Origin of the sequence: Pseudomonas frederiksbergensis (genome assembly GCF_035751725.1) — a bacterium.
Classification (GTDB): Bacteria; Pseudomonadota; Gammaproteobacteria; order Pseudomonadales; family Pseudomonadaceae; genus Aquipseudomonas; species Aquipseudomonas frederiksbergensis_A.
This window is the reverse complement of record NZ_CP142104.1, coordinates 4,395,185-4,418,991: the sequence shown is the minus strand read 5'-3', so window position 1 is coordinate 4,418,991 and position 23,807 is coordinate 4,395,185. Positions and strand designations below refer to the sequence as shown.

Genomic DNA, 23,807 nt, shown 5'->3' with positions numbered 1-23,807 from the left:
GTTCTCTAGGTGTTGCGACAAAATGTTGCGATCAACGCTGGATTTCGCGGTCGCGATCCAGTTCGTAAGGCAAGTCCAGCAATTGTAGCGCGGGGCCTTCCAAAGCACCGAGGTGCAAATTGCCATCCCCTGCCGCTTCGGCCTGCAATACCGCCAGCAGTTCAATGTTTCGCTCGGCATGGGCGGCAATGACGACCTCACCGATGGAGCTGCCGTGAGTGGGGGAAAACAGCGGGGTGCCGGGCTCCGGCAATTCGCTGGCGTCCAGTTGCAGGCGATAGAGGCGACGCTTGAGCTTGCCGAGGTACTGCATGCGAGCGACGATTTCCTGGCCGGTGTAGCAGCCTTTCTTGAAACTCACGCCGCCGACGGCTTGCAGGTTGAGCATTTGCGGAATGAACAATTCGCGCGTGGCCGGCATGACCTGGCCGATGCCCGCACGGACCTGGCCCAGCAGCCAGCGGTTCAAGTCGCCTTCGGCCAGCTCGGCGCCCAGGCGAGTGCGTAGCGTCTCGGCCTGTTCGGCGCGGGCCCAGAGCTCGGCGCGGCCGGGGGAGACGCGAATGGCGATCAAGGATTCCTGGCGGGCCACGCTGTCGGTGTCGGCCGGCAACTCCAGGCCCAGTTCGCTGAGTGCGGTGTCAGCGTTTTCCAATCCGAAGCGAACCCATGCCGGGCTTTCATCGGTGAGTTTGGATTTGGAGAACACTGCGTACTTCTTCAGGTCCGCCAGTTGGGGTTCGAGTAACTCGCTGGCCATCGCCATGAGGACGCCGTCGCCTTCGAGCACGATCCGGAAGCTCGATTGCATCCGGCCTTTTTGCGTGCAACGGGCGCCGAGGCTGGCCCGGGTGTCGCTCAGGTAGTTGAGGTTGCAGGTCAATTGGCCTTGCAGGAATTTGCCGGCATCCACGCCGCGGACCGCGAGAACGCCTTCGTGGGACAGGGTGCAGAAAAAAGCGGAATCAGCCATGGGTCATCGCAGGGTAAAAAGTCTGGTAGACATCATAAGGGGACGCCCTTGAAATGGGTAGTTTACAAAGGTTCGGCGATGACCGACCAAAGCCGTCTGTTCCGCCACGGCCGGGCCTGTATACTTGCGCTCTATTTGAGGAGCGCTCCATGGTCGAAGATGTTGAACTGAATCGCCTCTACTGGCACAGCCGCCGCGGCATGCTTGAGCTTGACGTGTTGCTGGTGCCGTTCGTGAAAGAGGTCTATCCCCACCTCGATGAGGTTGACCGTGCATGCTACGTCCGCCTGCTCGAGTGCGAAGACCAGGACATGTTCGGCTGGTTCATGGAACGCAGTGAGTCCGAGGATCCGGAGTTGCAACGCATGGTCCGGATGATCCTGGATCGTGTCCAGCCCAAGTAATCGCTTCGAATGCCGCTGGCGCGCCTCCAGACGATTGCTGGCGGCGTACCTTTTGGCGCTGGTGCTCGCCCTTGTTTCGTTGTTGCTATTGGCTATCCCCCTCGGGTATGCAGTCGTAGGTATCCTGCTGTGCCTGGGCCATGGCGCCTGGGTACTGCCGCGACATCTGTTATTGACCCATCGGCGAGCGTTTCGTGGCTTGCGTCGCGATGCCGATGGCTGGCAGCTCTGGAGCACCGGGGGCGGCTGGCAGGCGGTGCAGTTGCGGCCCGACAGCCTCGCATTGCCGATGATCGTCGTGCTGCGCTTTCGCCTCCAGGGTGAGCGGCGGGTTCGCTCGCTGTGTGTGCCCCGCGATGCGCTGGCGCCGGATGTCCATCGGCGCCTGCGGGTACGACTCAGGTTCAGCCGGCGTAGGTGGGCGGCACCAGGATAGTGTCCAGCGCCTCCGGCAACAGGTCCGGGTAATCGAGGGTGTAATGCAGTCCTCGGCTTTCCTTGCGTTCCATGGCCGAGCGAATCATCAATTCGGCCACCTGAGCCAGGTTGCGGAGTTCGATCAAGTCCCGGCTGACTTTGTAGTTACTGTAGAACTCATCGATCTCGTCGAGCAGCAGGCGAACCCGATGCTGGGCCCGTTGCAGGCGTTTGTTGGTGCGCACGATCCCAACGTAATCCCACATGAAGCGCCGAAGTTCGTCCCAGTTGTGGGCAATGATCACGTCTTCGTCAGAGTCGGTGACCTGGCTGGCGTCCCACGAGGGCAGGGCGGCCGGGATGGCGATCTGCGGCAATTGCTCAAGAATGTCGGCCGCTGCCGAGCGGGCGTAGACGAAACATTCCAGCAGCGAGTTGCTGGCCATGCGATTGGCGCCGTGCAGCCCGGTAAAGCTGGTTTCGCCGATCGCATACAGGCCTGGGACATCGGTGCGGCCGAATTGGTCGACCATGACGCCGCCACAGGTGTAATGCGCCGCCGGAACCACCGGAATAGGCTGCTTGGTGATGTCGATGGAAAATTCCAGGCAGCGTTCGTAGACCGTCGGGAAATGGCTCTTGATGAACGCTTCGGGCTTGTGGCTGATGTCCAGGTAGACGCAGTCGATGCCCAGGCGCTTCATCTCATGGTCGATGGCCCGGGCAACGATGTCCCGTGGGGCCAGCTCGGCGCGGGGATCGAAGCGTTGCATGAAGCGTTCCCCGTTGGGCAGCTTCAGGTGCGCGCCTTCGCCGCGCAGGGCCTCGGTCACCAGGAAGCTCTTGGCCTGCGGGTGGTAGAGGCAGGTGGGGTGGAACTGATTGAATTCCAGGTTCGCCACCCGGCAACCGGAGCGCCAAGCCATGGCGATGCCGTCACCGCAGGCGCCATCGGGGTTGCTGGTGTAGAGATAGACTTTTGCCGCGCCACCGGAAGCCAGGATGACGAAGCGCGCGCCGTAGGTGTCAACTTCACCGGTGCCGCGGTTGAGCACGTAGGCGCCCAGGCAGCGATCACCGTCCAGGCCCAAGCGTTTCTCGGTGATCAGGTCGATCGCGACTCGCTGCTCCAGCAACTCGATGTTCGGTCGCTGCCGGGCCTGGGCCAGCAGGGTCTTGAAAATTGCCGCGCCCGTCGCGTCGGCGGCATGGATGATCCGGCGGTGGCTGTGACCGCCCTCGCGGGTCAGGTGAAACTCGAAGCCGCCGTCTTCAGTGCCGGACTGCTCATCGCGGGTAAACGGCACGCCCTGGTCGATCAGCCATTGGATCGCCTCCCTGCTGTGCTCGACGGTGAAACGCACCGCGTCCTGATTGCACAGCCCGCCTCCGGCGTTGAGCGTGTCGTCGACGTGGGATTGGATCGTGTCGGCGTCATCCAGCACGGCCGCGACGCCGCCCTGGGCCCAGAACGTCGAGCCGTTGGCGAGGTCGCCCTTGCTCAGTACGGCGATGCGCAGATGCGCGGGCAGGGTCAAGGCCAGGCTCAATCCGGCGGCACCGCTGCCGATTACCAGTACATCATGTTGGAACTGTTGGCTCATTCGAATGATTTCCGCTCAAAGCGACCCGTGAGGGGTTGGCGCCGGACATCCGCTTCAACGGGTCAGGCAGCCTTGCAGCCCACTAGTATATAGAGGGGGGGATCGGCACAATAGCCGGGCAATCATGGCGATGTGAAACCAGCGTGACGGAAAAGCGACACGCTTCGTCGGAACAGGGTTTTCCTGAAATGGCGACAACGCGACGTTTTCGAGGACGGAACGTTGTTTATCTCGTCACGGTTGCCAAATCTTCGTTTCGAAGGGCAGAAAATAGCGGGAACTTTTGCCAAGCGGCTACGTTCAATAGACGGTTGTCTGCAAAAGGGAACAGCGTCGGGTTGGTGCAGGACTTCGATTCGAATCCTCGCCCGGCAGGCCCGGCGACAGATTATTCGCGCAGCCGGGGAATCTCGTGCTGCGTTTTTCGTGCGTGCCGGATCAGAGCGCGCCGGAAACTTGCTTGGAAGGGGGAGAACTTTTGCGAAAAGCCCGAGTCTATGTTTGCAAGCCCGGTCGATTAGTAGTGCAAGCCTCCTTCGAGCTTATCGAGGAGTGTTCATGCTAACCCAGGAAGAGGATCAGCAGCTGGTCGAACGCGTTCAGCGCGGCGACAAGCGAGCTTTCGATCTGCTAGTGCTGAAATACCAGCACAAAATTCTCGGGTTGATCGTGCGTTTTGTGCACGACACCCATGAAGCCCAGGATGTTGCCCAGGAAGCCTTCATCAAGGCCTACCGCGCACTTGGAAATTTTCGCGGGGATAGCGCGTTTTACACGTGGCTTTACCGCATCGCCATTAACACGGCGAAAAACTATCTGGTTTCACGCGGCCGCCGGCCGCCGGATAGCGATGTGAGTTCTGAAGATGCGGAGTTCTACGATGGCGATCATGGCCTCAAGGACCTCGAATCACCGGAGCGAGCGTTGCTGCGGGATGAGATCGAAGGCACCGTCCATCGAACCATCCAGCAACTGCCCGAAGATTTGCGTACGGCTTTAACTTTACGCGAATTCGACGGTCTGAGTTACGAGGACATTGCGAGCGTCATGCAATGTCCGGTGGGTACCGTGCGCTCCCGGATCTTCCGCGCTCGGGAGGCCATCGATAAAGCCCTGCAACCGTTGTTGCAGGAAAACTGAGACAGCGGCGACAGCCAAGAGAGGAACGCCATGAGTCGTGAAGCCCTGCAGGAATCGCTGTCCGCAGTGATGGATAACGAAGCGGACGAATTGGAATTGCGTCGGGTATTGAATGCCTTCGACGATGTTGAAACCCGTGAGACCTGGGCCCGTTACCAGATCGCCCGGGCTGTCATGCACAAGGACCTGCTGCTTCCGCGCCTGGACATCGCTGCGGCCGTTTCTGCTGCATTGGCTGATGAAGCCGTACCGGCGAAAGCCTCCCGTGGTCCATGGCGTAGCCTGGGTCGCTTGGCTGTAGCTGCTTCGGTCACCGTCGCGGTATTGGCCGGTGTCCGGTTGTACAACCAGGACGAGATCGCTGGCGTGCAGATGGCGCAGCAATCCAACCAGCCAAGCCTGGCAACGCCACAGGTCAAGGGGCCTGCGGTACTGGCCGGCTACAGCGAAGGTTCGGAGGCCGCTGGCCCGATGAACAACGGTGTCTTGCAAGGACAGCCAGGCTGGCACGATCAGCGCCTGCCGAACTACCTGCGCCAGCATGCCCAGCAGGCTGCGTTGAAAGGCACTGAAAGCGCGCTGCCTTACGCTCGTGCGGCCAGCTTGGAAAACCGTTAAGGAGGACCATGCGCGCCATACCTCTCTTCTCGCTTCTGCTTGGTGGCTGGTGCGTGATTCCAGCCCATGCTGGCGAGGCTCAAGACTGGCTTAATCGTCTGAGCCAAGCCGAGCAACAGCAAAGCTTCCAGGGCACTTTCGTTTACGAGCGTAACGGTAGTTTTTCTACCCATAACATCTGGCATCGTGTTCAGGATGGTAAGGTCCGCGAGCGGTTGCTCCAGCTCGACGGTTCGGCACAGGAGGTCATGCGCATTGATGGACATACTCAATGCGTCAGTGGCACCTTGATCGCCGGGCTGGGAAATACACCAGATGGCACTGCACGTACGCTCGATCCGCAAAAACTCAAGAATTGGTATGACCTTGCCGTAATCGGCAAGTCGCGCGTGGCTGGGCGTCAGGCGGTCATCGTGGCGCTGACTCCGAAGGACCAGCATCGTTATGGGTTCGAGCTGCATCTGGACAAGGAAACCGGGTTGCCGCTCAAGTCCTTGCTGTTGAATGACAAGGGACAGTTGCTCGAACGCTTTCAATATACCCGCCTGAATACCGCCGCACCTTCGGAGGCTGACCTGCAGGCCAGTGCCGAATGCACGGCTGTTGCCAAGGAGCCCGACAAGGCGACGGCAGTCAAGACCGCATGGCGTTCGGACTGGCTTCCGCCGGGCTTTGAATTGACCAGCAGTGTTACGCGAAATGACCCGGACACCAAGGTGCCGGTCAACAGCCTCATGTACGACGACGGCCTGGCTCGGTTCTCGGTATTCCTGGAGCCGTTGAATGGCGCCACTGCCACCGATACCCGTACGCAGTTGGGGCCGACCGCCGCCGTATCCCGCCGTCTGACCACGCCGCAAGGCGAAATGATGGTCACGGTGGTCGGTGAGATTCCTATCGGGACGGCCGAGCGGATCGCGCTTTCCATGCGCTCCGACGTCACGGCAGCCAAATAGCCCAGTGCCCAGGTGATTCGATTGCGCAGGAGGCCGTTAACGCCAAGGCTTGATCGGTATGCGGAAACTTCCTGTCAGCATTTTCATTTGCAAAAAAACGATTTTTTTTCTATTAGGTCAGAGCCGCTCGGCTCTGGCCTTGTCTGTTTGCGGAACAAAAATACCGGAGTATCGTTCTCCCGTGTTTCTGCTCCATATCGCTTAACCATGCTCGTCGTAACGGGAGCCGTATGTCGATACTACGCTTGAAAACCTATCTCTCCATTTTTGCCACCGTGCTTGTGCTCGGCCAGGCCGTTCCTGCCGTGGCGGTCGAATTGCCCGATTTTACGCAATTGGTCGAGCAGGCTTCGCCCGCCGTAGTGAACATCAGTACGACGCAGAAGCTGCCGGAACGTCGGGTAATGGACCCGCAGATGCCCGACCTGGAAGGCCTGCCCCCCATGCTGCGCGAATTCTTCGAGCGCGGGATGCCGCAACCACGGTCGCCGGGTGGTGGCCGCCAGCGGGAAGCGCAGTCCCTGGGCTCGGGTTTCATCATTTCACCGGATGGCTACATCCTGACCAACAACCACGTGATCGCCGATGCCGATGAGATCCTGGTACGCCTGGCCGATCGCAGTGAGCTCAAGGCCAAGCTGATCGGCACCGACCCTCGGTCCGACGTGGCGTTGCTCAAGATCGAAGGCAAGGACTTGCCCGTGCTCAAGCTTGGCAAATCCCAGAATCTGAAGGCCGGCCAATGGGTCGTCGCGATCGGTTCGCCGTTCGGCTTCGACCACACCGTGACCCAGGGCATCGTCAGTGCCATCGGCCGCAGCCTGCCCAACGAAAACTACGTGCCGTTCATCCAGACCGACGTGCCGATCAACCCAGGCAACTCCGGCGGCCCGCTGTTCAACCTCGACGGTGAAGTGGTGGGGATCAACTCGCAGATCTATACCCGTTCGGGTGGCTTCATGGGCGTTTCCTTCGCGATTCCGATCGACGTTGCCATGGACGTGTCCAACCAGCTGAAAAGCGAAGGCAAAGTCAGCCGTGGCTGGCTGGGCGTGGTCATCCAGGAAGTGAACAAGGACCTGGCCGAATCGTTCGGGCTGGAAAAACCCGCCGGTGCCCTGGTGGCGCAAATCCAGGACGGTGGTCCGGCAGCCAAGGGCGGCTTGCAGGTCGGCGATGTGATCCTCAGCCTCAATGGCCAGCCGATCGTCATGTCTGCTGATTTGCCGCACCTGGTAGGTGCCCTCAAGGCCGGGGCCAAGGCCAACCTCGAAGTCATTCGCGAGGGCAAGCGCAAGAACGTTGAACTCACGGTCGGCGCTATTCCGGAAGAGGGCAAGGAGCTGGATTCGCTGCCCAAGTCCGGCGTCGAGCGCAGCAGCAATCGCCTGGGCGTCGCGGTGGTCGAACTGACCGACGAGCAGAAGCGCACCCTGGAGTTGCAAGGTGGTGTGGTGATCAAGGAAGTGCAGGAAGGTCCTGCTGCACTGATCGGCCTGCAACCAGGCGACATCATTACGCACCTGAATAACCAGGCCATCGGATCCGCCAAGGAATTCACCGATATCGCCAAGGCGCTGCCGAAGAATCGCTCGGTATCGATGCGCGTCCTGCGTCAAGGACGTGCGAGCTTCATCACGTTCAAGCTGGCCGAATAAGCCAGTTACCGGCTGAAAAAAACCGCCTCGATATCGAGGCGGTTTTTTTATGCCGGGCTGCTAGGTTCAGCCCATCATGTCCTTGACCATTCGCTCCTGCTCCATGAGCTCTCGCTGCCGTGCGTCGATCCGCGACGACAATGGGAAATTGCTTCCTGCGCGACGTTTGGCGAAATCCAGTTGTTGGATCGCCTGGCGATAGTCTCCCACCAACGCGAAGTACTCGGCGCGGGCCTGGTGCAAGCCGATGATGTTGCCCGACAGGCCGCGTGTCTCGGCGACCATGTACCAGACGTCCGGATCGTCCGGACGGCTTTTGAGCAGGGTTTCCAGCGCTTTTTCCGCATCAGCGGGACGATTCTGCTTGAGTAGCAGGTCGACACGAACTTGGTTGAGCGGGTAATTGCCCGGGTACTGGGTCAGCAGCCGGTCGACACGCGATTGAGCGTCCGGCAGCTTGTTGCTGGTGATGTCCAGATCGACCTGGGCCAGGTTGTAGATGATTTCGTTGGGCGATTTAGCCAGCAAGGGCTTGAGGTTCTCCCGCGCTTCATTCAACTGGCCGCCCTTGATCTGTGCGATCGCCAGGCCATAGCGGGCCACATCGTTCTTTGGATTTTCGTCCAGCAGCGCGCGAAAGCGCTTGGCGGCAAGCCCCGGGGTTTCTTCATACGTCAATTGGACTCGGGCGCGAATCAGCTGATAGCGCATGCTGTCCTCGATCCCCCCCGGCTTGGCCTGTTCGGCGCGGTTACGGGTGTCGGCGATACGCGACTCGGTGACCGGGTGAGTCAGCAGGAACTCGGGAGGCCTGGCATCAAAGCGGTATTGGCGCATCAGGCGTTCGAACATGGTTGGCATGGACCGTGGGTCATACCCGGCTTTTTCCAGGTTCTGGATGCCGATGCGGTCCGCTTCCTGTTCGTTCTGGCGCGAGAAGCGTCGCTGTTCCTGGATGGCGGCGGCCTGGGTCCCGGCGATGGCGGCAATCCCGGCGTCGCCACCGCCAGCGGCGGCGACCACGATACCCGCCAGCAGAGCGGCCATCATCGGCACCTGCATGCGCTGTTGTGCTTCGACGCCACGGGCAAAGTGGCGCTGGGACAAATGCGCCAGTTCGTGGGCCATGACCGACGCGTATTCGCCTTCGGTCTGTGCGTTGAGGAACAGGCCGCCATTGACCCCGACGATTCCGCCAGGAGCGGCGAAGGCGTTGAGCTGCGGGCTGTTGATCAGGATGAATTCCAGGCGCCGGTCATTGACCTGGCTGGTTTCCACCAGCTTGTAGACGCTGGTTTCGACGTAGTCCTTGAGCTGCGGGTCGTTGAGCTGTGAAACCTGGCTGCGCAGCAGAGCCAGCCAGGCGCGGCCCAGTTGGTGCTCCTGCTCTGGCGAGACGATGGCAGAACTGGCATCGCCAAGTGACGGCAGGTCGTCGGCGAAGCCCGGTGAGGCGAGCAGGCAAGCGAGCGTCAGCAGGGTGGGGCGCAGAAATGTCATGCACGAAGCCTTAGTCGACAAAGACCTTACTGTAGCCGGACAGCGTGTCCGGGACCAGATATTCTAGGCGGCTCGACGACCCGTTGCGGAGTGAAACAATGATCGATGCTGTAGCCCATGATGCCGAGCTGGACGCCAGCGGCCTGAATTGCCCGTTGCCGTTGCTCAAGGCCAAGCTGGAACTCAATCGCCTGGCCAGCGGTGCGGTGCTCAAGGTAACCGCCACGGATGCTGGCTCGCAGCGCGATTTCCGCACCTTCGCCCGATTGGCCGGTCATACGCTGCTGCGCGAAGAGGACGAAAACGGCGTCTACCGTTACTGGTTGAAGAAAGCCTGAAAACAGGCGACACCCCTTAAGGATTTTTAATGTTCAAAGTGTTACGGGACTGGATTCAGCGCTACTTCTCCGATGAAGAAGCCGTGGTGCTGGCGGTGCTGCTGTTCCTGGCATTCACGGCGGTACTGACGCTGGGCGGCATGCTCGCACCGGTATTGGCAGGGATGGTGTTGGCGTACCTGATGCAAGGTCTGGTCACCACCCTGGAGCGCTTGCGACTGCCCGGTTCCGTCGCGGTAGGGCTGGTGTTTGCGTTGTTCATGGGGCTGCTTTTGGTGTTCCTGGTGGTGATCGTGCCCTTGCTCTGGCACCAGTTGGTGACGTTGTTCAACGAATTGCCGGGGATGCTCGTCAAATGGCAATCGCTGTTGCTGCTGCTGCCGGAACGTTATCCGCACCTGGTCTCGGATGAGCAGGTATTGCAGACGATCGAAGTGGTACGCGGCGAGATCGGCAAGTTCGGCCAGTGGGCGCTGACGTTTTCGCTGTCCAGCTTGCCGTTGCTGGTGAACATCATGATTTACCTGGTGCTGGTACCGATCCTGGTGTTTTTCTTTCTCAAGGACCGGGAAATGATCGGGCGCTGGGTCCGCGGTTACCTGCCCCGCGAACGGGCGTTGCTGACGCGGGTGGCCCAGGAGATGAATCGGCAGATCGCCAATTACATCCGCGGGAAAGTCATCGAGATATTTATCTGTGGCGGCGTGACGTACATCGGCTTTGTCGCCCTGGGACTCAACTATGCCGCCCTGTTGGCGCTGTTGGTGGGCATTTCAGTGGTGGTTCCTTACGTCGGCACCGTGGTGGTGACCGTGCCGGTGGCGCTGATTGCGCTGTTCCAGTGGGGCTGGAGCGATCAGTTCATCTACCTGATGGCGGTCTACGGAATCATCCAGACCCTGGACGGCAACGTGTTGGTGCCGCTGTTGTTCTCCGAGGCGGTGAACCTGCATCCGGTGGCCATCATCTGTGCGGTGTTGCTGTTCGGTGGGTTGTGGGGCTTCTGGGGCGTGTTCTTCGCGATTCCCCTGGCGACGCTGTTCAAGGCGGTGCTGGATGCGTGGCCGAGCAAGGAACCGGTGGTGGCGCCGTTGTTGTAGCTTGAGCAATGGGGTGATGCTGATGGCCCCTTTGCGAGCAAGCTCGCGAAGGGGCCAGTACCGACAGCGGGAATTTCAGCCCTTGTTCAATGCCTGAGCCGCCGTCAACACAGCATCCACATGCCCCGGCACCTTCACGCCGCGCCATTCCTGGCGCAGCACGCCATCCTTGTCGATCAGGAAGGTGCTGCGATCAACGCCCAGGTATTCCTTGCCATAAAGCTTCTTCAGCTTGATCACATCGAACAACTGGCAAACCGCTTCGTCCTTGTCGCTGATCAGCTCGAAGGGGAATTCCTGCTTGCACTTGAAGTTCTCGTGGGACTTGAGGCTGTCCCGGGAGACACCGAACACTTCGGTGTTGGCGGCCTGGAACTGCGCGTACTGATCACGAAAACCCTGGCCTTCGGTGGTGCAGCCAGGGGTGCTGTCCTTGGGGTAGAAGTAGATGACCACCTGCTTGCCCTTGAGGGCGGCGAGGCTCACGGTCTGCCCGCTGGTGGCGGGCGCCTGGAAATCGGTGACCGGCTGGTCGATGGCAACGGTCATGAACGCTTCCTTACATTGGGTTTTGTGGGCGCCACGGTTCGATCAAGGCATCCAGGTTCATCGCGTCGGCGAAATCCAGGAACTGATCGCGCAGCCAGCTGATCTGGGTGCCGGCCGGCAATGTCACGGTGAACGTGGCGTTGAGCATGGTGCCGCCGGTCTGCGGGGCCTGGTAGGTATCGCAGGTCAGGTTTTCCAGTTCGACGTGATGGTCCATGAAGAACTGGCACAACTCGTTGATGATGTCCGGGCGGTAGGCCGAACTCACATAAGCCACGTAGGGCAGGGCCTGGGGACGATTCTCCAGGGCGGCGCTGCGTACCACGTTGACGGTGAACGCGTGTTTCTTGGCCAGCACGGGCAGGCTGCCCTCGAGGCGGGCCAGGGCGTCCCAACTGCCGGAGATTTCCAGCACGAGCGCGCTGCACTCGCCATGACGGGTCAGGCGTGACGTCACGACGGCGCAGCGATTCTCATGGCTGGCGCGGCACAGGACGTTAGTCAGCTCCATGGGGTTGGCGCCAAGGGCACTGATAACAAGGAATTGTTCGCGGACTGTGGGGGTGGACATGCAGCATTCCTAAAGCGATGAGCGGTCGGTACGTTTCAGCTCGTTGCGGTGCCAGCCCTGGGAAACCGAACGATTCAAGCCCTTCGTCTTGTGGATGTGCTGCGTTGCAAAGCAACGCGAATACACCGGGACACACGCAGGATCGGGGCTTGTAGCGACGAAAGCGGAGGCTGGGGACCGGCGTATGAGCTTATCGGTACCGATCAAAGCCTGAAGGGTAGCGAAAACCATCGCCAAGGGGAATGGGAGTTCGCTTGTACAAGCATCTTGGCGCCAGTACCATTACGGCTCTCTTTTTCCGGCAGGAGCGGTTTCATGATTGCGGGCAGTATGGTGGCACTGGTCACACCCATGGATGCACAAGGGCGTCTTGACTGGGCCAGCCTCAGCAAACTCGTGGACTTCCACCTTGAAAACGGCACCCATGCCATCGTTGCCGTCGGCACCACCGGCGAGTCGGCAACCCTCGATGTCAACGAGCATATCGAAGTCATCCGCGCCGTAGTCAAGCAGGTCAACGGGCGCATCCCCGTAATCGCCGGTACCGGCGCGAACTCGACCCGCGAGGCCGTCGAGCTGACCCGCAATGCCAAGGAAGCCGGGGCCGATGCGTGCCTGCTGGTCGTTCCGTACTACAACAAGCCGACCCAGGAAGGCTTGTACCAGCACTTCAAGCACATTGCCGAAGCGGTCGACATCCCGCAGATCCTCTATAACGTTCCCGGCCGCACCTCCTGCGACATGCAGGCCGAGACCGTGATCCGCCTGTCCACCGTGCCGAACATCATCGGCATCAAGGAAGCCACCGGCGACCTGAAGCGTGCCAAGGCCATTATCGATGGCGTGAGCAAGGATTTCATCGTGCTGTCCGGCGATGATCCTACCGCCGTCGAGCTGATCCTGCTGGGCGGCAAGGGCAACATCTCCGTCACCGCCAACGTCGCGCCGCGCGAAATGGCCGACCTGTGCGAGGCCGCGCTCAAGGGCGATGCCGAGACCGCACGGGCGATCAACGAAAAATTGATGCCGCTGCACAAGGACCTGTTCATCGAAGCCAACCCGATCCCGGTGAAGTTTGCCCTGGTCGAAATGGGCCTGATGCACGAAGGCATTCGCCTGCCACTGACCTGGCTGAGCACCCCCTGTCACGAACCGCTGCGGCAGGCCCTGCGCCAGTCCGGCGTCCTGGTTTAATTGAGGAAGTACAACGCATGAAGCGAATGGCCGGACTTTCCGCACTTGCCTTGATTATCTCCAGCACCAGTGGCTGCGGATGGATCTGGGGACCGGAAGGTTACTTCCGCGACCGTGGTAGCGACTACCTCGAAGCGCAACAGACTGCCCCGATGCAATTGCCGCCGGACGTCAGCGTCGCCAAGCGCCTGGATCCGCTGTTGCCGATCCCGCGCAACGTCGCCGACGACAGCGTCAAGGGTGAATACATTGTCCCACGTCCGCAGCCGCTGTCGGCCGTGGCCGATGCCAGTGATTACACCCTGCAGAAGAGCGGCGATTCCAGCTGGGTCATGGGCCAGCATCCACCGGCCGAAGTCTGGCCTGTAGCGATCCAGTTCTTCGAGGACAACGGTTTCCGCCTGGACGAACAGCGCCCGCAAACCGGCGAGTTCACCACCACCTGGCAGCGCTCCGATGAACTGTCCGCCGCCATGGCCAAGCGCCTGAGCGCCGCCGGTGTTGCAGCCGACAGCGAAACCCGCGTGCGCGTGCGGATCGAGCCGGGCGTGCAGCGCAACACCAGTGAAATCTACGTCGTCACCGCCGAGCGTCCCGCCGGCAGCACTGCCGACGTGGCCTTCACCAATCGTTCGGTCAATACCGGTCTCGACGCTGCGCTGGTGGACGACATGCTTGCCAGCATGAGCCGTACCGCCGAACAGGGTGGTTCGGTGTCGATGCTCGCCACCCGCGACTACGACACGCCAAGCCGCGTCAGCCTGAGCGAAGACGGCAGCGGCAACCCGGTGCTCAACGTCGGCTCGGACCTCGACCGCGCCTGGTCGAGCGTGGGGCGTGCGCTTGAGCAGGGCGAATGGCGCGTTGAAGACATCAACCGCAGCCTGGGCCTGTACTACATCAACTTGGCCGAAAAAGCCGAGAAGAAAGACGAGAAACCTGGCTTCTTCAGTGGCCTGTTCGGCAGCGCGCCGGACAAGGAAGAAATCGAAGCCCGCGCCGAGCGCTACCAGGTTCGCCTGAGCAAGGTCGGCGACAACGTCCAGGTCACCGTCGAGAAAAACATCAACACCGTGGCGCCGGCCGATGTGGCTCGCAAGGTGTTGGGCGTGATTCAGGACAACCTGGGCTGATCCGATGCGTTTTGCCGTTCTCGGCAGCGGTAGCCAAGGGAACGGCACGCTGATAGCCAGTGGTGGAACCTACGTACTGGTCGATTGTGGTTTCTCCCTGCGCGAAACCGAGAAGCGCCTGTTGCGCCTGGGTGTACACCCGGCGCAACTGAGCGCGATATTGGTGACCCACGAACATGCCGACCACGTGCATGGCGTGGGTTTGCTGTCTCGGCGCTACAATCTGCCGGTGTATCTGAGCCGTGGCACGTTTGAAGGCCTGCGCAAGCCCATCGAGCCAGCCGGTTTCGTGGCAGGTGGCGAGCAACTGCGCATCGGTGGCCTGGATATCAGCGTAGTCAGCGTGGCCCACGATGCCCGTGAGCCGACGCAGTATGTGTTCAGCGACGGCGAGCGGCGCTTTGGCTTGTTGACCGACCTGGGATCGTACTGCGACAGGGTGATGGACAGTTACCGGGACCTCGATGCGTTGATGATCGAGTCCAATCACTGCCGTGACATGCTGGCCCGTGGTTACTACCCGTACTTCCTCAAGCAGCGGGTCGGCGGGGAGCACGGACATTTGAACAACCACCAGGCAGCGTTCCTGGTGGCCGAGTTGGGCTGGCAAGGCCTGCAACACCTGGTCCTGGCCCATCTGAGCAGCAAGAACAACCTGCCGCAGCTGGCCCGGCAATGTTTTGTCGACACCCTCGGGTGCGACCCGGACTGGCTGCAATTGGCCGATCAAGATTCAGGGCTCGACTGGCGACATATCGCCTAGCCCATCTACTTAGCAAGCGGAGCCCATCATGGAAAAACGTGAAGAACTCTACCGCGGCAAAGCCAAATCGGTTTACAAGACCGACGACGCTGACCGCTTGATCCTGCTGTTTCGCAACGACACCTCGGCGTTCGACGGCAAGCGCATTGAACAACTCGACCGCAAGGGCATGGTGAACAACAAGTTCAACGCCTTCATCATGCAGAAGCTCGAAGCCGCCGGCGTGCCGACCCAGTTCGACAAGCTGCTGGGCGACAACGAGTGCCTGGTCAAGAAGCTGGACATGATCCCGGTCGAGTGCGTCGTGCGTAACTACGCCGCCGGCAGCCTGGTCAAGCGCCTGGGCGTGGAAGAGGGCATGAAGCTCAACCCGTATACCTTCGAACTGTTCCTGAAGGACGACGCCAAGGGCGATCCGTTCATCAACGAATCCCACGTCGTGGCGTTCGGTTGGGGCACCGCCGAGCAACTGGCCCGCATGAAGGAGTTGTCCCTCAAGGTCAACGACGTGCTGACCAAGCTGTTCGATGACGCCGGCCTGCTGCTGGTGGACTTCAAGCTTGAGTTCGGCGTCTTCAGCGACGGCTCCATCGTCCTGGGCGACGAATTCAGCCCGGACGGTTGCCGCCTCTGGGACAAGGACACCAAGAAGAAGATGGACAAGGACCGATTCCGCCAAGGCCTCGGTGACGTCATCGAAGCCTACGAAGAAGTCGCCCAGCGCCTGGGTGTACCGCTGTAATCGACGCAAGCATCTGATAGCACGGAAAAAATTTCGCTCGGGGGTTCGCTTCCGGCGAATGTGCTGGTATGATGCGCGCCACTGGAGAGATGCCGGAGTGGCCGAACGGGACGGATTCGAAATCCGTTGTACTGGCAACAGTACCTAGGGTTCAAATCCCTATCTCTCCGCCATTATTGTGTATGACTAAGCCCCTGAAATGGTTGAACATTTCAGGGGCTTTTTCGTTTCTGGCGTTTGGTTTAGGTCGGTTCGAGCAGGCTGGCTGAGGTGACATCTTCACCAGTTGATAGGAAGCTTGCCCGTGATTACAAGTTTATCGAACACTTTCTGACCATCACGTGCGGCTTGCCGAACATCAAGAAATGTCAGCTCATTTGGAGCGTTTTTTTTGGGCGTCTTTTTGGCTTTTTTCATGGGGCCATCGGAGTCTCCGAGGTGTGATTAATAGAGTGCGGGCAAACTGGAAGGCCAGGGTCCAGCGCCATGGATCTATCCCCGTTGTGCTGCGAAGCGATCCCAGCGTTAACCCAAATCAATCAGACATACCCGGGTCTGGCTTTAGGGCTGCTTCGCAGCCCCGCGGGGCGGTGCGACGTTTCGCTAAATTCCCCTCGCCACAGGGGCTTGCGTCGATTAGCTGATCGGCATCAGCGGAAAAATGTCAGAAGATTCCCCGACGATACGGCGTCAACCCGATACGTTTTATCCAGCTCAACTCCCTCCGCACCCTGAATAACCCCAGCCCTTCACACCAAAACCTTTGTGACAATCAGACTAATGGTCTATAGCTCAAGACAAGGCTGCCGATAGGCAGGTAATCCCCCCGTGTAAGGAATGACACCATGCTGCGGTTCTTCGCCGACTTGGGCTTTCGCTGGAAAATCACTCTGCCGATAGCCTTCCTGGCTGTGTTGCTGGTCTTGATGGGGGGAGCGGGGATGCGCGGCATCAGTCAGGTGACTGAATCCAGCACGCAATTGACCAAACGTTATCTGCCGGCGATCAGTCTGTTGCTCAATGCCGACCGCGATCTTTATCAGGCTTTCGTCGCCGAGCGCAGCCTGCTGGATGGTCATGCCGATGAGCATTTGAAAGCGCTGAGCGCCAGTCATGGCGAGAATGCGAAGCAGGCCTATGACCGCGTGCAGCAATATGCCGCAATGCAACCTGGTGCCGAGGCGCAGGCATTGGTCAGTCAGTTCAATGACAGCTTCGGCAAATGGATGCAGGTGTCGCGGCGGGTCCTCGAACTGTCGGTAGGCGATCCGCAGGGGGCCAGCGCGCTGAGCTTTGGTGACAGTGAGCGCCTGTTCGAAACCATGCGTGACTCCATCGACAAGTTGGGTGAGCTGGAAGATGCAGCGTCCCACCGCGAAGGCGATGCGGCGATTGAAAACGGCGAGGCGGTCGGGGTGCACCAGGGCATGATTCTGCTGGTCGGCCTGTTCGGTTGCATCCTTGTGCTGGTTGCCCTGCCTATGGTGGTGTTGAGCCCGATGCGCCGGCTGCTGCATCGCGTCGAGCAGATTGCCGAGGGTGGTGGCGATCTGAAAGGCCGCCTCGAGGTACGTTCGGCCGATGAGCTGGGCCAGCTCAGCGGGGCCTTCAACCGTTTTCTCGACAAACTGCAACCGTTGATCGCCGAGGTTGGGCGGGTCACCGCAGAGGTGGATTCCGCAGCGCGGGCCATGGCCGATATGGCCGCGACCAACGATCGGCTGATCAGCAGCGAGCACGCGGCGCTCGACCAGGTCAGTACCGCCGCCACCCAGATGAGCGCGGCGGTGCATGAAGTGGCGCATAACGCGGTGAGCGCTTCGGATGCCGCGCAACAGGCGAGCAGCCAGTCTCGTGACGGCGCCGAGGTGGTCAGTAGCACCATCGAGTCGATCCGCCAGTTGGCCCAGGAAGTGGAGAGCGCTTCGGGCACGATCGAGGCATTGGCTCAGGAAACGTCCAGTATCGGCGCCGTGCTTGAGGTGATCCGTGGCATTGCCGAACAAACCAACCTGTTGGCGCTGAACGCTGCCATCGAAGCGGCGCGGGCCGGTGAACAGGGCCGTGGTTTTGCCGTGGTGGCCGATGAGGTGAGGGCGCTTGCGGCCCGCACCCAGGACTCCACCAAGGACATCCAGGTTCGCATCGAGCGCTTGCAGAGCGGTGTCGCCAAGGCTGTACAAGCCATGCACGTGGGCAGCAGCAAGGCCCGTGACAGTGTGGAACGCGCAGCGGGTGTCGACCAGGTGCTCAGCGGTACCGGCGGTTCGATCCAGCGGATCAACGACATGGCCGCGCAGATTGCCAATGCCTGTGAGGAACAGAGCAGCGTCACTGAAGAAATAGCCCGCAACATTTCTGATATCCGCGACCTGTCCAACGAGGCGGCCGCCAATTCTGCCCAGAGCATGCACGCCAGCCAGCAGCTTTCCAATCTGTCGAGAAACCTCGCAGAGCTGACCGGCCGCTTCCGCACCTGAGGCAGGTGGTGTCGTGGCGATTGACGACCTTCTGCGAGCCCTGCATCAGGACGGTTTTGTCCTGATGCCCGGTGTGTTGGATGCCGGGCAGATCGCCGACCTGCGTCGCGCTATCGACGTGCTGAAACCCCAGCACTGGGATTACAGCGGCGTCATCGATCATTACAAATGCGTGTTCAACCGGGATCCGTTCTGGTTGCCGTATTTGGAAGTGAGCGGCGTGATCGAGCTCGCCGAAGCGGCTTTGGGTGACGATTGCCACATCATCGGGCAGACGGCCTGGCGCTGTCATCCCGGGTTTGTCGGCGCTCCACTGCATCTGGATTACCTGCCGATGGAGCTGCCGCCGGCGCTGTTGGCCGACCCCGGTTTCGAACTGCCGATGCAGGTGTTCACCGCACAGTTTTACCTCGATGACATCGACGCCGACCTGAGCCCGACACGGGTGATACCCGGCAGCCACAAGGCGGGCCGTGCACCCGTGGCGGGTGAAACACACTGGCAAGGGCGTTCGGCGCAGCCAGTATTATGCAGGGCGGGCGATGTGCTGGTTATGCGCAGCGAGTTGTGGCACGCCGGCAGTGACAACCGGACCGCCGACCGCACGCGGTACATGCTCCAGGTGCACTATGGCCGGCGAATGATTGCGCAGAAGTTCTCGCCCTATCTGCACTGGCAGTTCAATCCCGTGGTACTCGCCGCCGCGACGCCTCGCCAGCGACGGCTGCTCGGTGACCATCAGGAGGCGGAGTACGACTGAGCCAGGCGCGGTCAGATCCAGACGTCATTGACCGCCGTTCGCTCGTTGGTTTCTTCACCGGTATTGATGATGCCGCGAGGCTCGATCAACAAGAGTTTCACTTCCCGCTCGGCACTGGGTTTGTGCTCGACGCCTTTCTTGACCACGTACATCTCGCCCGGGCCAATCATGACGGCGCCGTCGCGAAAGTCGATACGCAGCTCACCGTCCAGCACGATGAAGGTTTCATCGGTATCGGCGTGGGTGTGCCAGATGAAATCACCTTCGAGCCGGGCGATCTTGAATTGGTAGTCGTTCATTTCTGCGACAACCTTTGGCGCCCACTGCTCGTGGAACAACGCGTATTTTTGAGCGAAGTTAATGGGGGAGTACTGATTCATCAGGGCACGCTCCTCAACTGGAAAAAGATGAGCGCTACGTTACGGCCCGGGGCGGGGCGGGTATTGGATGATCGTGCAGCTTTTGCAGGGTGACCCATGGGCTTCAGCGCAGCATTTTCAACCAGCGCGCCGGCGAAATGCCGAAGGCTTGGGTGTGCAGTCGGGTCATGTGGCTCTGGTCGAAAAAACCACAGGCCAGGGCTGCTTCGCTCAATGGCAGGCCATGCAATACCAGGCGCCGGGCTTCGTTCAATCGGCGTTGGGTGATGTAGCGATAGGGGCTGGTGCCGTACAGCGCGCGGAAATCCCGTGACAGGCTCCACCGATCCCGACCGCTGGCCTCGACCAAGTCATCCAGGGTGACGGGTTGGCCAAGGGTGTCATGAATAAACAGGCGCGCACGCTCAGCGGCGGGGTAGTCCAGCAGCCGGCGTCCGCGTCGACGACCCGCCGCGACAGCGAGCGCCTGGGCCACATCATAGATGGCGTCGTCTTCCTCCAGCGGATCGAGACGATGCTCCAGCGTATTCAGCAATCTGCGGGTCGCAATGTTGAGCCGGGGATCGTTCGACAGCCCGCCCTCGATGAAGGGCAATGGCCTGCCACCCAGCACTTCTTGGATCAGGGAGGGCTCGATGTAGGACATCCGGTAATGAAAGCCGTCGCTGGTGCCTGCTTCGCCGTCATGAACCTCATCGGGGTGCAACACGATGGTTCCACCGGGCTGGCTATGACGTTTGCTGTGCCGGTAGTTGAAGCTCTGGACGCCGGAAAGCGTAAAGCCGATGGCGTAGGTGTCATGCCGGTGGGCGCTGTAGCCGTGACCGCTGAAATAGGCCTCGATGCGCTCCAGTTTCCCCGATTCAGGCGCACGCACCAGCCAGTCGCTACGGTTATCGGGTTGAGTCATGGGCGCGACCTCTCGCTGTTCGCTGCATACGATACTTCAGGATGGTCGGCCCGTGGACGGCTTCAGATTTCTTTTACAGGTGTCTCGCCGTGCGCGCTCTTGATCAACCCGATGACGTGCAGGCAATCAGCCTTGTTCACGTAGGATTCACCGCTGGCGATAGTTTCGTGATTGCCGGCCCTCAAGCGCCAGCGCCATTGGCCTTGTCCGGTGCTTGGGGTGCCTCGGGTCTGTCGGTAGATTTCAAAATACATCGGTTCGCTCCATGCGATTTATTTATTCAGGACATGTTCTGTACATGTCGTCGCAAGCCTAGCCAAGCTGATAATTTTCGCTATTGGCAATACGTTTCCAATGATTGTGAGATATTTCAGAAAATTGCAGGGCCTGCCACACCGACTGGAACCAGGAGCAATGGATGAACCGCAACGAATTGCGCAAGGCCGACATCAACCTGATGGTGGTTTTCGAAACGTTGATGCTTGAGCGTAACGTGACGCGGGCTGCAGAAAAGCTGTTCCTCGGCCAACCGACCATCAGCTCGGCCCTCAATCGCCTCAGGGCGATGTTCAACGACCCGTTGTTCATCCGCGTCGGGCACCGCATGGAGCCGACGGCGCGGGCCGAGGAAATCATCCAGCACCTGTCGCCGGCACTGGACTCGCTGTCGGTGGCGCTGAGCCTGACCCATGATTTCGACCCAGCCAGCAGCACCATGACATTCCGCATCGGCCTGTCGGACGACGTGGAATTCGGCCTGCTGCCGCCGCTGTTGCGCAGCCTGCGCCAGGAAGCGCCCAACGTCGTGTTCGTGGTCCAGCACGTCGATTACTGGCGCATTCCCGACTTGCTTGCCTCGGGGGACATTACGGTCGGCATCAGCCAGACCCGAGGGCTGCCGGCCAATGCCAAGCGCAAGCTGCTGCGGCACATCCGGGCCCGTGTGCTGCGGGCCGATGCCTCGGACACACCGCTGACCCTGGATGAATACTGCGCGCGGCCACAGGTTCTGGTTTCCCATACGGCCAACATTGCCGGCCTGGCTGACGAATGGCTGGCGGAAATCGGCCGCAAACGCCACGTGGTGCTGTCGGTGCCACAGTACAGCGCCTTGCCGGCGTTGCTGGCCGGCACTGATCTGATCGCCAGCCTGCCGGACTACACCGCCACGGCCATGGCCGCTTCCGGCCAATTGTTCTGTGAACCCTTCCCCTTCGAGACGCCGACCGTGGATTTGTCCATGGTTTGGCTGAGCCACGTCGACAACGACCCGGCCGAGCGGTGGCTGAGGTCGCGGTTGGAGGCGTTCATGAGCGAGCGGATGCCTCTGGCGCAAGAAACAAAACCTGCCTGAACGCACCAAGTCGCGGTATGGTTGCGCAAACCCATTCCAACAATACATTTTCGAATCGGAGTCGAACGCATGCCCCACCTGCACATGGAGTACACCGCCAACCTGACCGAGCTGAATGCCGACGTCGCGCTGTTGCGCTTGAACAATGCGCTGGTGGCATCCGGGCAGTTCGCTGCGGAGTTCGACATCAAGAGCCGGGCCGTGAAGCTCGAGACATTCCGCGTCGGGACCGGCATGGGAGAGCGGGGCTTCCTGCACGTGAAACTGGCCTTGCTCAGCGGGCGTTCGCCGGAAATCAAAAAGCAGCTGGCCGACAGCCTGCTGGCCGTGCTTCAGGACCTGGGCCCATGGCCCGCTGGGGTCAGCGTGCAGTTGTGCGTGGAGCTGCTGGATATTGACCGCGTCCCTTATGCCAAGGCCGCTATCGGCGTTTAAGTCGGGTGGGACGGGGACAATTGTTTAGCGGGTGTTGATCCAGACTCCGCTAAATGATGATTTAACGGTACACGGCGTCGTGTGACGCTTCGACCGAATACTTGCTGTGATATCCCTATGGACGGTTGGCCCGCAGGCCCTGCATACCCGCCACTCGCCGCCAACGGTCCGGCCGGCGGGCACGCACCTGCCGTGGCCCCATCATCTTGCGCGCTGCCTTGTGAATTGGCGTTTTGGGCGCTCTGGCATTGCCGTCATGCGCGCCCTCCAGACCTTTGTATCTCCTGTTGATCCTTGAACCGTGCTCGTCGTTGGCGAGCACAGGCTGACGGCGCCTGGTCGCCCGTCCGACATGAATATACGAGCGTTTCCATGAATCTTTCTTTTGCATCCGAGCAACAGGCCCAGGCGTTCCTGACGGAAAACCCGGATATCGAGCTGTTCGAACTGTTTATTGTCGACAACAACGGCGTGCCCCGGGGCAAGTGGCTGCATCGGGACGAATTACTCGCGGTCTATCAAAGTGGCCGGCCGCTGCCCAGTACGATTCTGGGGCTGACCAACAATGGCGACGATGTGGAAAACTCCGGCCTGGTCTGGGACGTCGGCGACATCGATTGCCGGGCCTACCCGTTGGATGGCAGCTTGCAACGCATGCCCTGGCGGCTGATCCCGACTGCCGCGGTGCAAGTCGCCATGCATCCCCGGGAGGGCATGCCGGCGGTCATCGCCGATCCCCGCTACCTGCTCAGCCGCGTCATCGAAGGCTTGCAGGCGGACGGTTATTACCCGGTAATGGCGGCTGAGCTGGAGTTCTATCTGTTGGATGCACAGCGCGACAGCGAGGGCCGACCACAGCCGGCGCGGGACGCCGACGGCAACAGGCCTCGCCATACCCAGGTCTACGGTTTGCGTGAGCTGGAGCAGATCGAGCCCTTCCTTGCAGACCTCTACGCGGCATGCAGGCTACAGGGTATTCCCGCTCGGACCGCCATTTCGGAATACGCACCGGGGCAGGTGGAGATCACGCTTGAACATCGCTCCGACGCCCTGCAAGCCATGGATGAAGCGGTGCGCTACAAGCGACTGGTCAAGGGCGTGGCCCATAGACACGGGATGGCGGCGTGTTTCATGGCTAAGCCGTTCGAGCACCTGGCGGGATCCGGCCTGCACATGCACGTCAGCCTCGCGGATCGGGAAGGCAATAATCTGTTCGCCAGTGAAGCTGCCGAAGGCACGCCGTTATTGCGTCAAGCGGTAGGCGGAATGCTCGAAACGCTGCTGGACTCGCTATTGATGTTTTGTCCGAACGCCAACTCCTACCGTCGTTTTCAAAGCAACAGCTACGCCCCGCTGGCGGCGACCTGGGGCGTGGACAATCGCACCGTCAGCCTGCGGGTGCCTGGCGGCCCGGCGTCGTCGCGGCACATCGAGCATCGTATCTGCGGCGCCGATGCCAATCCCTACCTGGCCGCGGCGGCAATATTGGCCGGCATCCATCGCGGCATCCGGGAGCGGCGTGATCCCGGTGCGCCTGTCGAAGGCAACGGCTACGCCCAGGCCGCCCAGTTACTGCCCACCGACTGGCTCACCACCTTGCGCGCCCTGGAGACTTCAACGTGGGCGCGGGACGCTTTTGGCGAGGCGTTTCTCGGTGTGTACCTGGCGGTCAAGCACGCCGAATATCGCCAGTTCATGGGTGAAGTCGGCGAGCAGGATTGGCGTTGGTACCTGAACCAGGCCTGAAGATATTCAGGTTGCTGTTTAAATAATTATTTAAGCGCAACTTTTTCACGAAAAATTGATGGTGGGCTGCCTAAAGTTTGTG

26 protein-coding genes, 1 tRNA gene and 1 pseudogene are annotated in these 23,807 nt (G+C 60.6%); 19 read left to right on the top strand and 9 right to left on the bottom strand.

What is annotated here, in order from left to right:
• Positions 1 to 31: 31 nt before the first annotated feature.
• Positions 32 to 973: a CAF17-like 4Fe-4S cluster assembly/insertion protein YgfZ gene (ygfZ, locus tag VQ575_RS19605; RefSeq protein ID WP_039593310.1), complete on the bottom strand. Its 942-nt coding sequence runs from the start codon at positions 971 to 973 to the stop codon at positions 32 to 34.
• Positions 974 to 1,122: 149 nt separating this feature from the next.
• Between ygfZ and VQ575_RS19600 the strand changes: the two genes are divergently transcribed.
• Positions 1,123 to 1,377 carry an FAD assembly factor SdhE gene (locus tag VQ575_RS19600; protein WP_039593311.1) on the top strand — a complete coding sequence of 85 codons (255 nt, stop codon included), beginning with the start codon at positions 1,123 to 1,125 and terminating at the stop codon, positions 1,375 to 1,377.
• Positions 1,361 to 1,813 (top strand): protein YgfX, encoded by a 453-nt coding sequence (locus VQ575_RS19595; RefSeq protein ID WP_080942489.1) that lies wholly within the window; start codon positions 1,361 to 1,363, stop codon positions 1,811 to 1,813. Before VQ575_RS19600 ends, VQ575_RS19595 begins: the two co-directional genes overlap by 17 nt.
• Here the strand turns inward: VQ575_RS19595 and nadB are convergent.
• Entirely contained in the window at positions 1,782 to 3,398 is a 1,617-nt protein-coding gene (gene nadB, locus VQ575_RS19590; RefSeq protein WP_039593312.1) for an L-aspartate oxidase, read from the bottom strand. The two genes, VQ575_RS19595 and nadB, sit on opposite strands and share 32 nt — an antisense overlap.
• Before the next feature lie 558 nt (positions 3,399 to 3,956).
• Between nadB and rpoE the strand changes: the two genes are divergently transcribed.
• The 4 genes from rpoE (at position 3,957) to VQ575_RS19570 (ending at position 7,770) form a co-directional block, all read left to right on the top strand.
• On the top strand, positions 3,957 to 4,538 hold the full coding sequence (gene rpoE, locus VQ575_RS19585) for an RNA polymerase sigma factor RpoE (RefSeq protein WP_003172477.1): 582 nt from the start codon (positions 3,957 to 3,959) through the stop codon (positions 4,536 to 4,538).
• A 30-nt stretch (positions 4,539 to 4,568) separates the two neighbouring features.
• A complete protein-coding gene (locus tag VQ575_RS19580) occupies positions 4,569 to 5,156 on the top strand; it encodes a sigma-E factor negative regulatory protein (protein WP_039593313.1) in 588 nt (195 codons plus the stop codon).
• 8 nt (positions 5,157 to 5,164) lie between these two features.
• Positions 5,165 to 6,112 (top strand): MucB/RseB C-terminal domain-containing protein, encoded by a 948-nt coding sequence (locus VQ575_RS19575; RefSeq protein ID WP_039593314.1) that lies wholly within the window; start codon positions 5,165 to 5,167, stop codon positions 6,110 to 6,112.
• A gap of 230 nt (positions 6,113 to 6,342) precedes the next feature.
• A complete protein-coding gene (locus VQ575_RS19570; RefSeq protein ID WP_045155310.1) occupies positions 6,343 to 7,770 on the top strand; it encodes a DegQ family serine endoprotease in 1,428 nt (475 codons plus the stop codon).
• A 66-nt stretch (positions 7,771 to 7,836) separates the two neighbouring features.
• Here VQ575_RS19570 and VQ575_RS19565 read toward each other — a convergent pair whose 3' ends face one another.
• Positions 7,837 to 9,270, bottom strand: a complete 1,434-nt coding sequence (locus VQ575_RS19565; protein WP_039593316.1) for a M48 family metalloprotease — start codon at positions 9,268 to 9,270, stop codon at positions 7,837 to 7,839.
• Between the two features lie 98 nt (positions 9,271 to 9,368).
• Between VQ575_RS19565 and VQ575_RS19560 the strand changes: the two genes are divergently transcribed.
• On the top strand, positions 9,369 to 9,608 hold the full coding sequence (locus VQ575_RS19560; RefSeq protein ID WP_039593317.1) for a sulfurtransferase TusA family protein: 240 nt from the start codon (positions 9,369 to 9,371) through the stop codon (positions 9,606 to 9,608).
• A 29-nt stretch (positions 9,609 to 9,637) separates the two neighbouring features.
• Positions 9,638 to 10,708 (top strand): AI-2E family transporter, encoded by a 1,071-nt coding sequence (locus VQ575_RS19555; RefSeq protein WP_039593318.1) that lies wholly within the window; start codon positions 9,638 to 9,640, stop codon positions 10,706 to 10,708.
• A 75-nt stretch (positions 10,709 to 10,783) separates the two neighbouring features.
• Here the strand turns inward: VQ575_RS19555 and VQ575_RS19550 are convergent, their stop codons facing one another.
• Both VQ575_RS19550 and VQ575_RS19545 read right to left on the bottom strand, forming a co-directional pair.
• Positions 10,784 to 11,257 (bottom strand): peroxiredoxin, encoded by a 474-nt coding sequence (locus VQ575_RS19550; RefSeq protein ID WP_325918267.1) that lies wholly within the window; start codon positions 11,255 to 11,257, stop codon positions 10,784 to 10,786.
• Between the two features lie 10 nt (positions 11,258 to 11,267).
• Positions 11,268 to 11,828, bottom strand: coding sequence for a glycine cleavage system transcriptional repressor (locus VQ575_RS19545; protein WP_003184325.1), 561 nt, complete (start codon positions 11,826 to 11,828; stop codon positions 11,268 to 11,270).
• A 315-nt stretch (positions 11,829 to 12,143) separates the two neighbouring features.
• Here VQ575_RS19545 and dapA point away from each other — a divergent pair, with 315 nt between their 5' ends.
• The 5 genes from dapA to VQ575_RS19520 all read left to right on the top strand — a co-directional run bounded on the left by dapA (position 12,144) and on the right by VQ575_RS19520 (position 15,833).
• The gene (dapA, locus tag VQ575_RS19540; RefSeq protein WP_198724238.1) at positions 12,144 to 13,022 is read left to right on the top strand and encodes a 4-hydroxy-tetrahydrodipicolinate synthase; all 879 of its coding nucleotides are present in this window, start codon (positions 12,144 to 12,146) and stop codon (positions 13,020 to 13,022) included.
• 17 nt (positions 13,023 to 13,039) lie between these two features.
• Positions 13,040 to 14,155, top strand: a complete 1,116-nt coding sequence (gene bamC, locus VQ575_RS19535; RefSeq protein ID WP_325918265.1) for an outer membrane protein assembly factor BamC — start codon at positions 13,040 to 13,042, stop codon at positions 14,153 to 14,155.
• A gap of 4 nt (positions 14,156 to 14,159) precedes the next feature.
• Entirely contained in the window at positions 14,160 to 14,918 is a 759-nt protein-coding gene (locus tag VQ575_RS19530; protein ID WP_325918263.1) for an MBL fold metallo-hydrolase, read from the top strand.
• A 28-nt stretch (positions 14,919 to 14,946) separates the two neighbouring features.
• On the top strand, positions 14,947 to 15,660 hold the full coding sequence (gene purC, locus VQ575_RS19525; RefSeq protein ID WP_030141208.1) for a phosphoribosylaminoimidazolesuccinocarboxamide synthase: 714 nt from the start codon (positions 14,947 to 14,949) through the stop codon (positions 15,658 to 15,660).
• A gap of 83 nt (positions 15,661 to 15,743) precedes the next feature.
• A tRNA-Ser gene (locus VQ575_RS19520) sits at positions 15,744 to 15,833 on the top strand.
• Between the two features lie 106 nt (positions 15,834 to 15,939).
• Here the strand turns inward: VQ575_RS19520 and VQ575_RS19515 are convergent.
• Positions 15,940 to 16,077: a hypothetical protein gene (locus VQ575_RS19515; protein WP_196304753.1), complete on the bottom strand. Its 138-nt coding sequence runs from the start codon at positions 16,075 to 16,077 to the stop codon at positions 15,940 to 15,942.
• A gap of 428 nt (positions 16,078 to 16,505) precedes the next feature.
• Between VQ575_RS19515 and VQ575_RS27300 the strand changes: the two are divergent.
• The 3 genes and pseudogenes from VQ575_RS27300 to VQ575_RS19505 form a co-directional block, all read left to right on the top strand.
• A pseudogene (locus VQ575_RS27300) lies at positions 16,506 to 17,282 on the top strand (MCP four helix bundle domain-containing protein); the annotation flags it as partial.
• Between the two features lie 69 nt (positions 17,283 to 17,351).
• Positions 17,352 to 18,140 (top strand): methyl-accepting chemotaxis protein, encoded by a 789-nt coding sequence (locus VQ575_RS27295; protein WP_411829982.1) that lies wholly within the window; start codon positions 17,352 to 17,354, stop codon positions 18,138 to 18,140.
• Between the two features lie 13 nt (positions 18,141 to 18,153).
• Entirely contained in the window at positions 18,154 to 18,900 is a 747-nt protein-coding gene (locus VQ575_RS19505; protein ID WP_039593324.1) for a phytanoyl-CoA dioxygenase family protein, read from the top strand.
• 11 nt (positions 18,901 to 18,911) lie between these two features.
• Here VQ575_RS19505 and VQ575_RS19500 read toward each other — a convergent pair whose 3' ends face one another.
• The 3 genes from VQ575_RS19500 to VQ575_RS19490 all read right to left on the bottom strand — a co-directional run bounded on the left by VQ575_RS19500 (position 18,912) and on the right by VQ575_RS19490 (position 20,444).
• Positions 18,912 to 19,280, bottom strand: coding sequence for a cupin domain-containing protein (locus tag VQ575_RS19500; RefSeq protein ID WP_325918262.1), 369 nt, complete (start codon positions 19,278 to 19,280; stop codon positions 18,912 to 18,914).
• A 103-nt stretch (positions 19,281 to 19,383) separates the two neighbouring features.
• Positions 19,384 to 20,190, bottom strand: a complete 807-nt coding sequence (locus VQ575_RS19495; RefSeq protein ID WP_325918260.1) for a helix-turn-helix transcriptional regulator — start codon at positions 20,188 to 20,190, stop codon at positions 19,384 to 19,386.
• A 62-nt stretch (positions 20,191 to 20,252) separates the two neighbouring features.
• Complete coding sequence (locus VQ575_RS19490; RefSeq protein WP_039593327.1) at positions 20,253 to 20,444, bottom strand: YegP family protein; 192 nt, start codon at positions 20,442 to 20,444, stop codon at positions 20,253 to 20,255.
• Positions 20,445 to 20,608: 164 nt separating this feature from the next.
• Between VQ575_RS19490 and VQ575_RS19485 the strand changes: the two genes are divergently transcribed.
• The 3 genes from VQ575_RS19485 (at position 20,609) to VQ575_RS19475 (ending at position 23,725) form a co-directional block, all read left to right on the top strand.
• On the top strand, positions 20,609 to 21,544 hold the full coding sequence (locus VQ575_RS19485; RefSeq protein ID WP_045155317.1) for a LysR substrate-binding domain-containing protein: 936 nt from the start codon (positions 20,609 to 20,611) through the stop codon (positions 21,542 to 21,544).
• A gap of 69 nt (positions 21,545 to 21,613) precedes the next feature.
• Positions 21,614 to 21,979, top strand: a complete 366-nt coding sequence (locus VQ575_RS19480) for a 5-carboxymethyl-2-hydroxymuconate Delta-isomerase (RefSeq protein ID WP_039593329.1) — start codon at positions 21,614 to 21,616, stop codon at positions 21,977 to 21,979.
• 372 nt (positions 21,980 to 22,351) lie between these two features.
• A complete protein-coding gene (locus tag VQ575_RS19475; protein ID WP_325918258.1) occupies positions 22,352 to 23,725 on the top strand; it encodes a glutamine synthetase family protein in 1,374 nt (457 codons plus the stop codon).
• Positions 23,726 to 23,807: the final 82 nt, after the last annotated feature.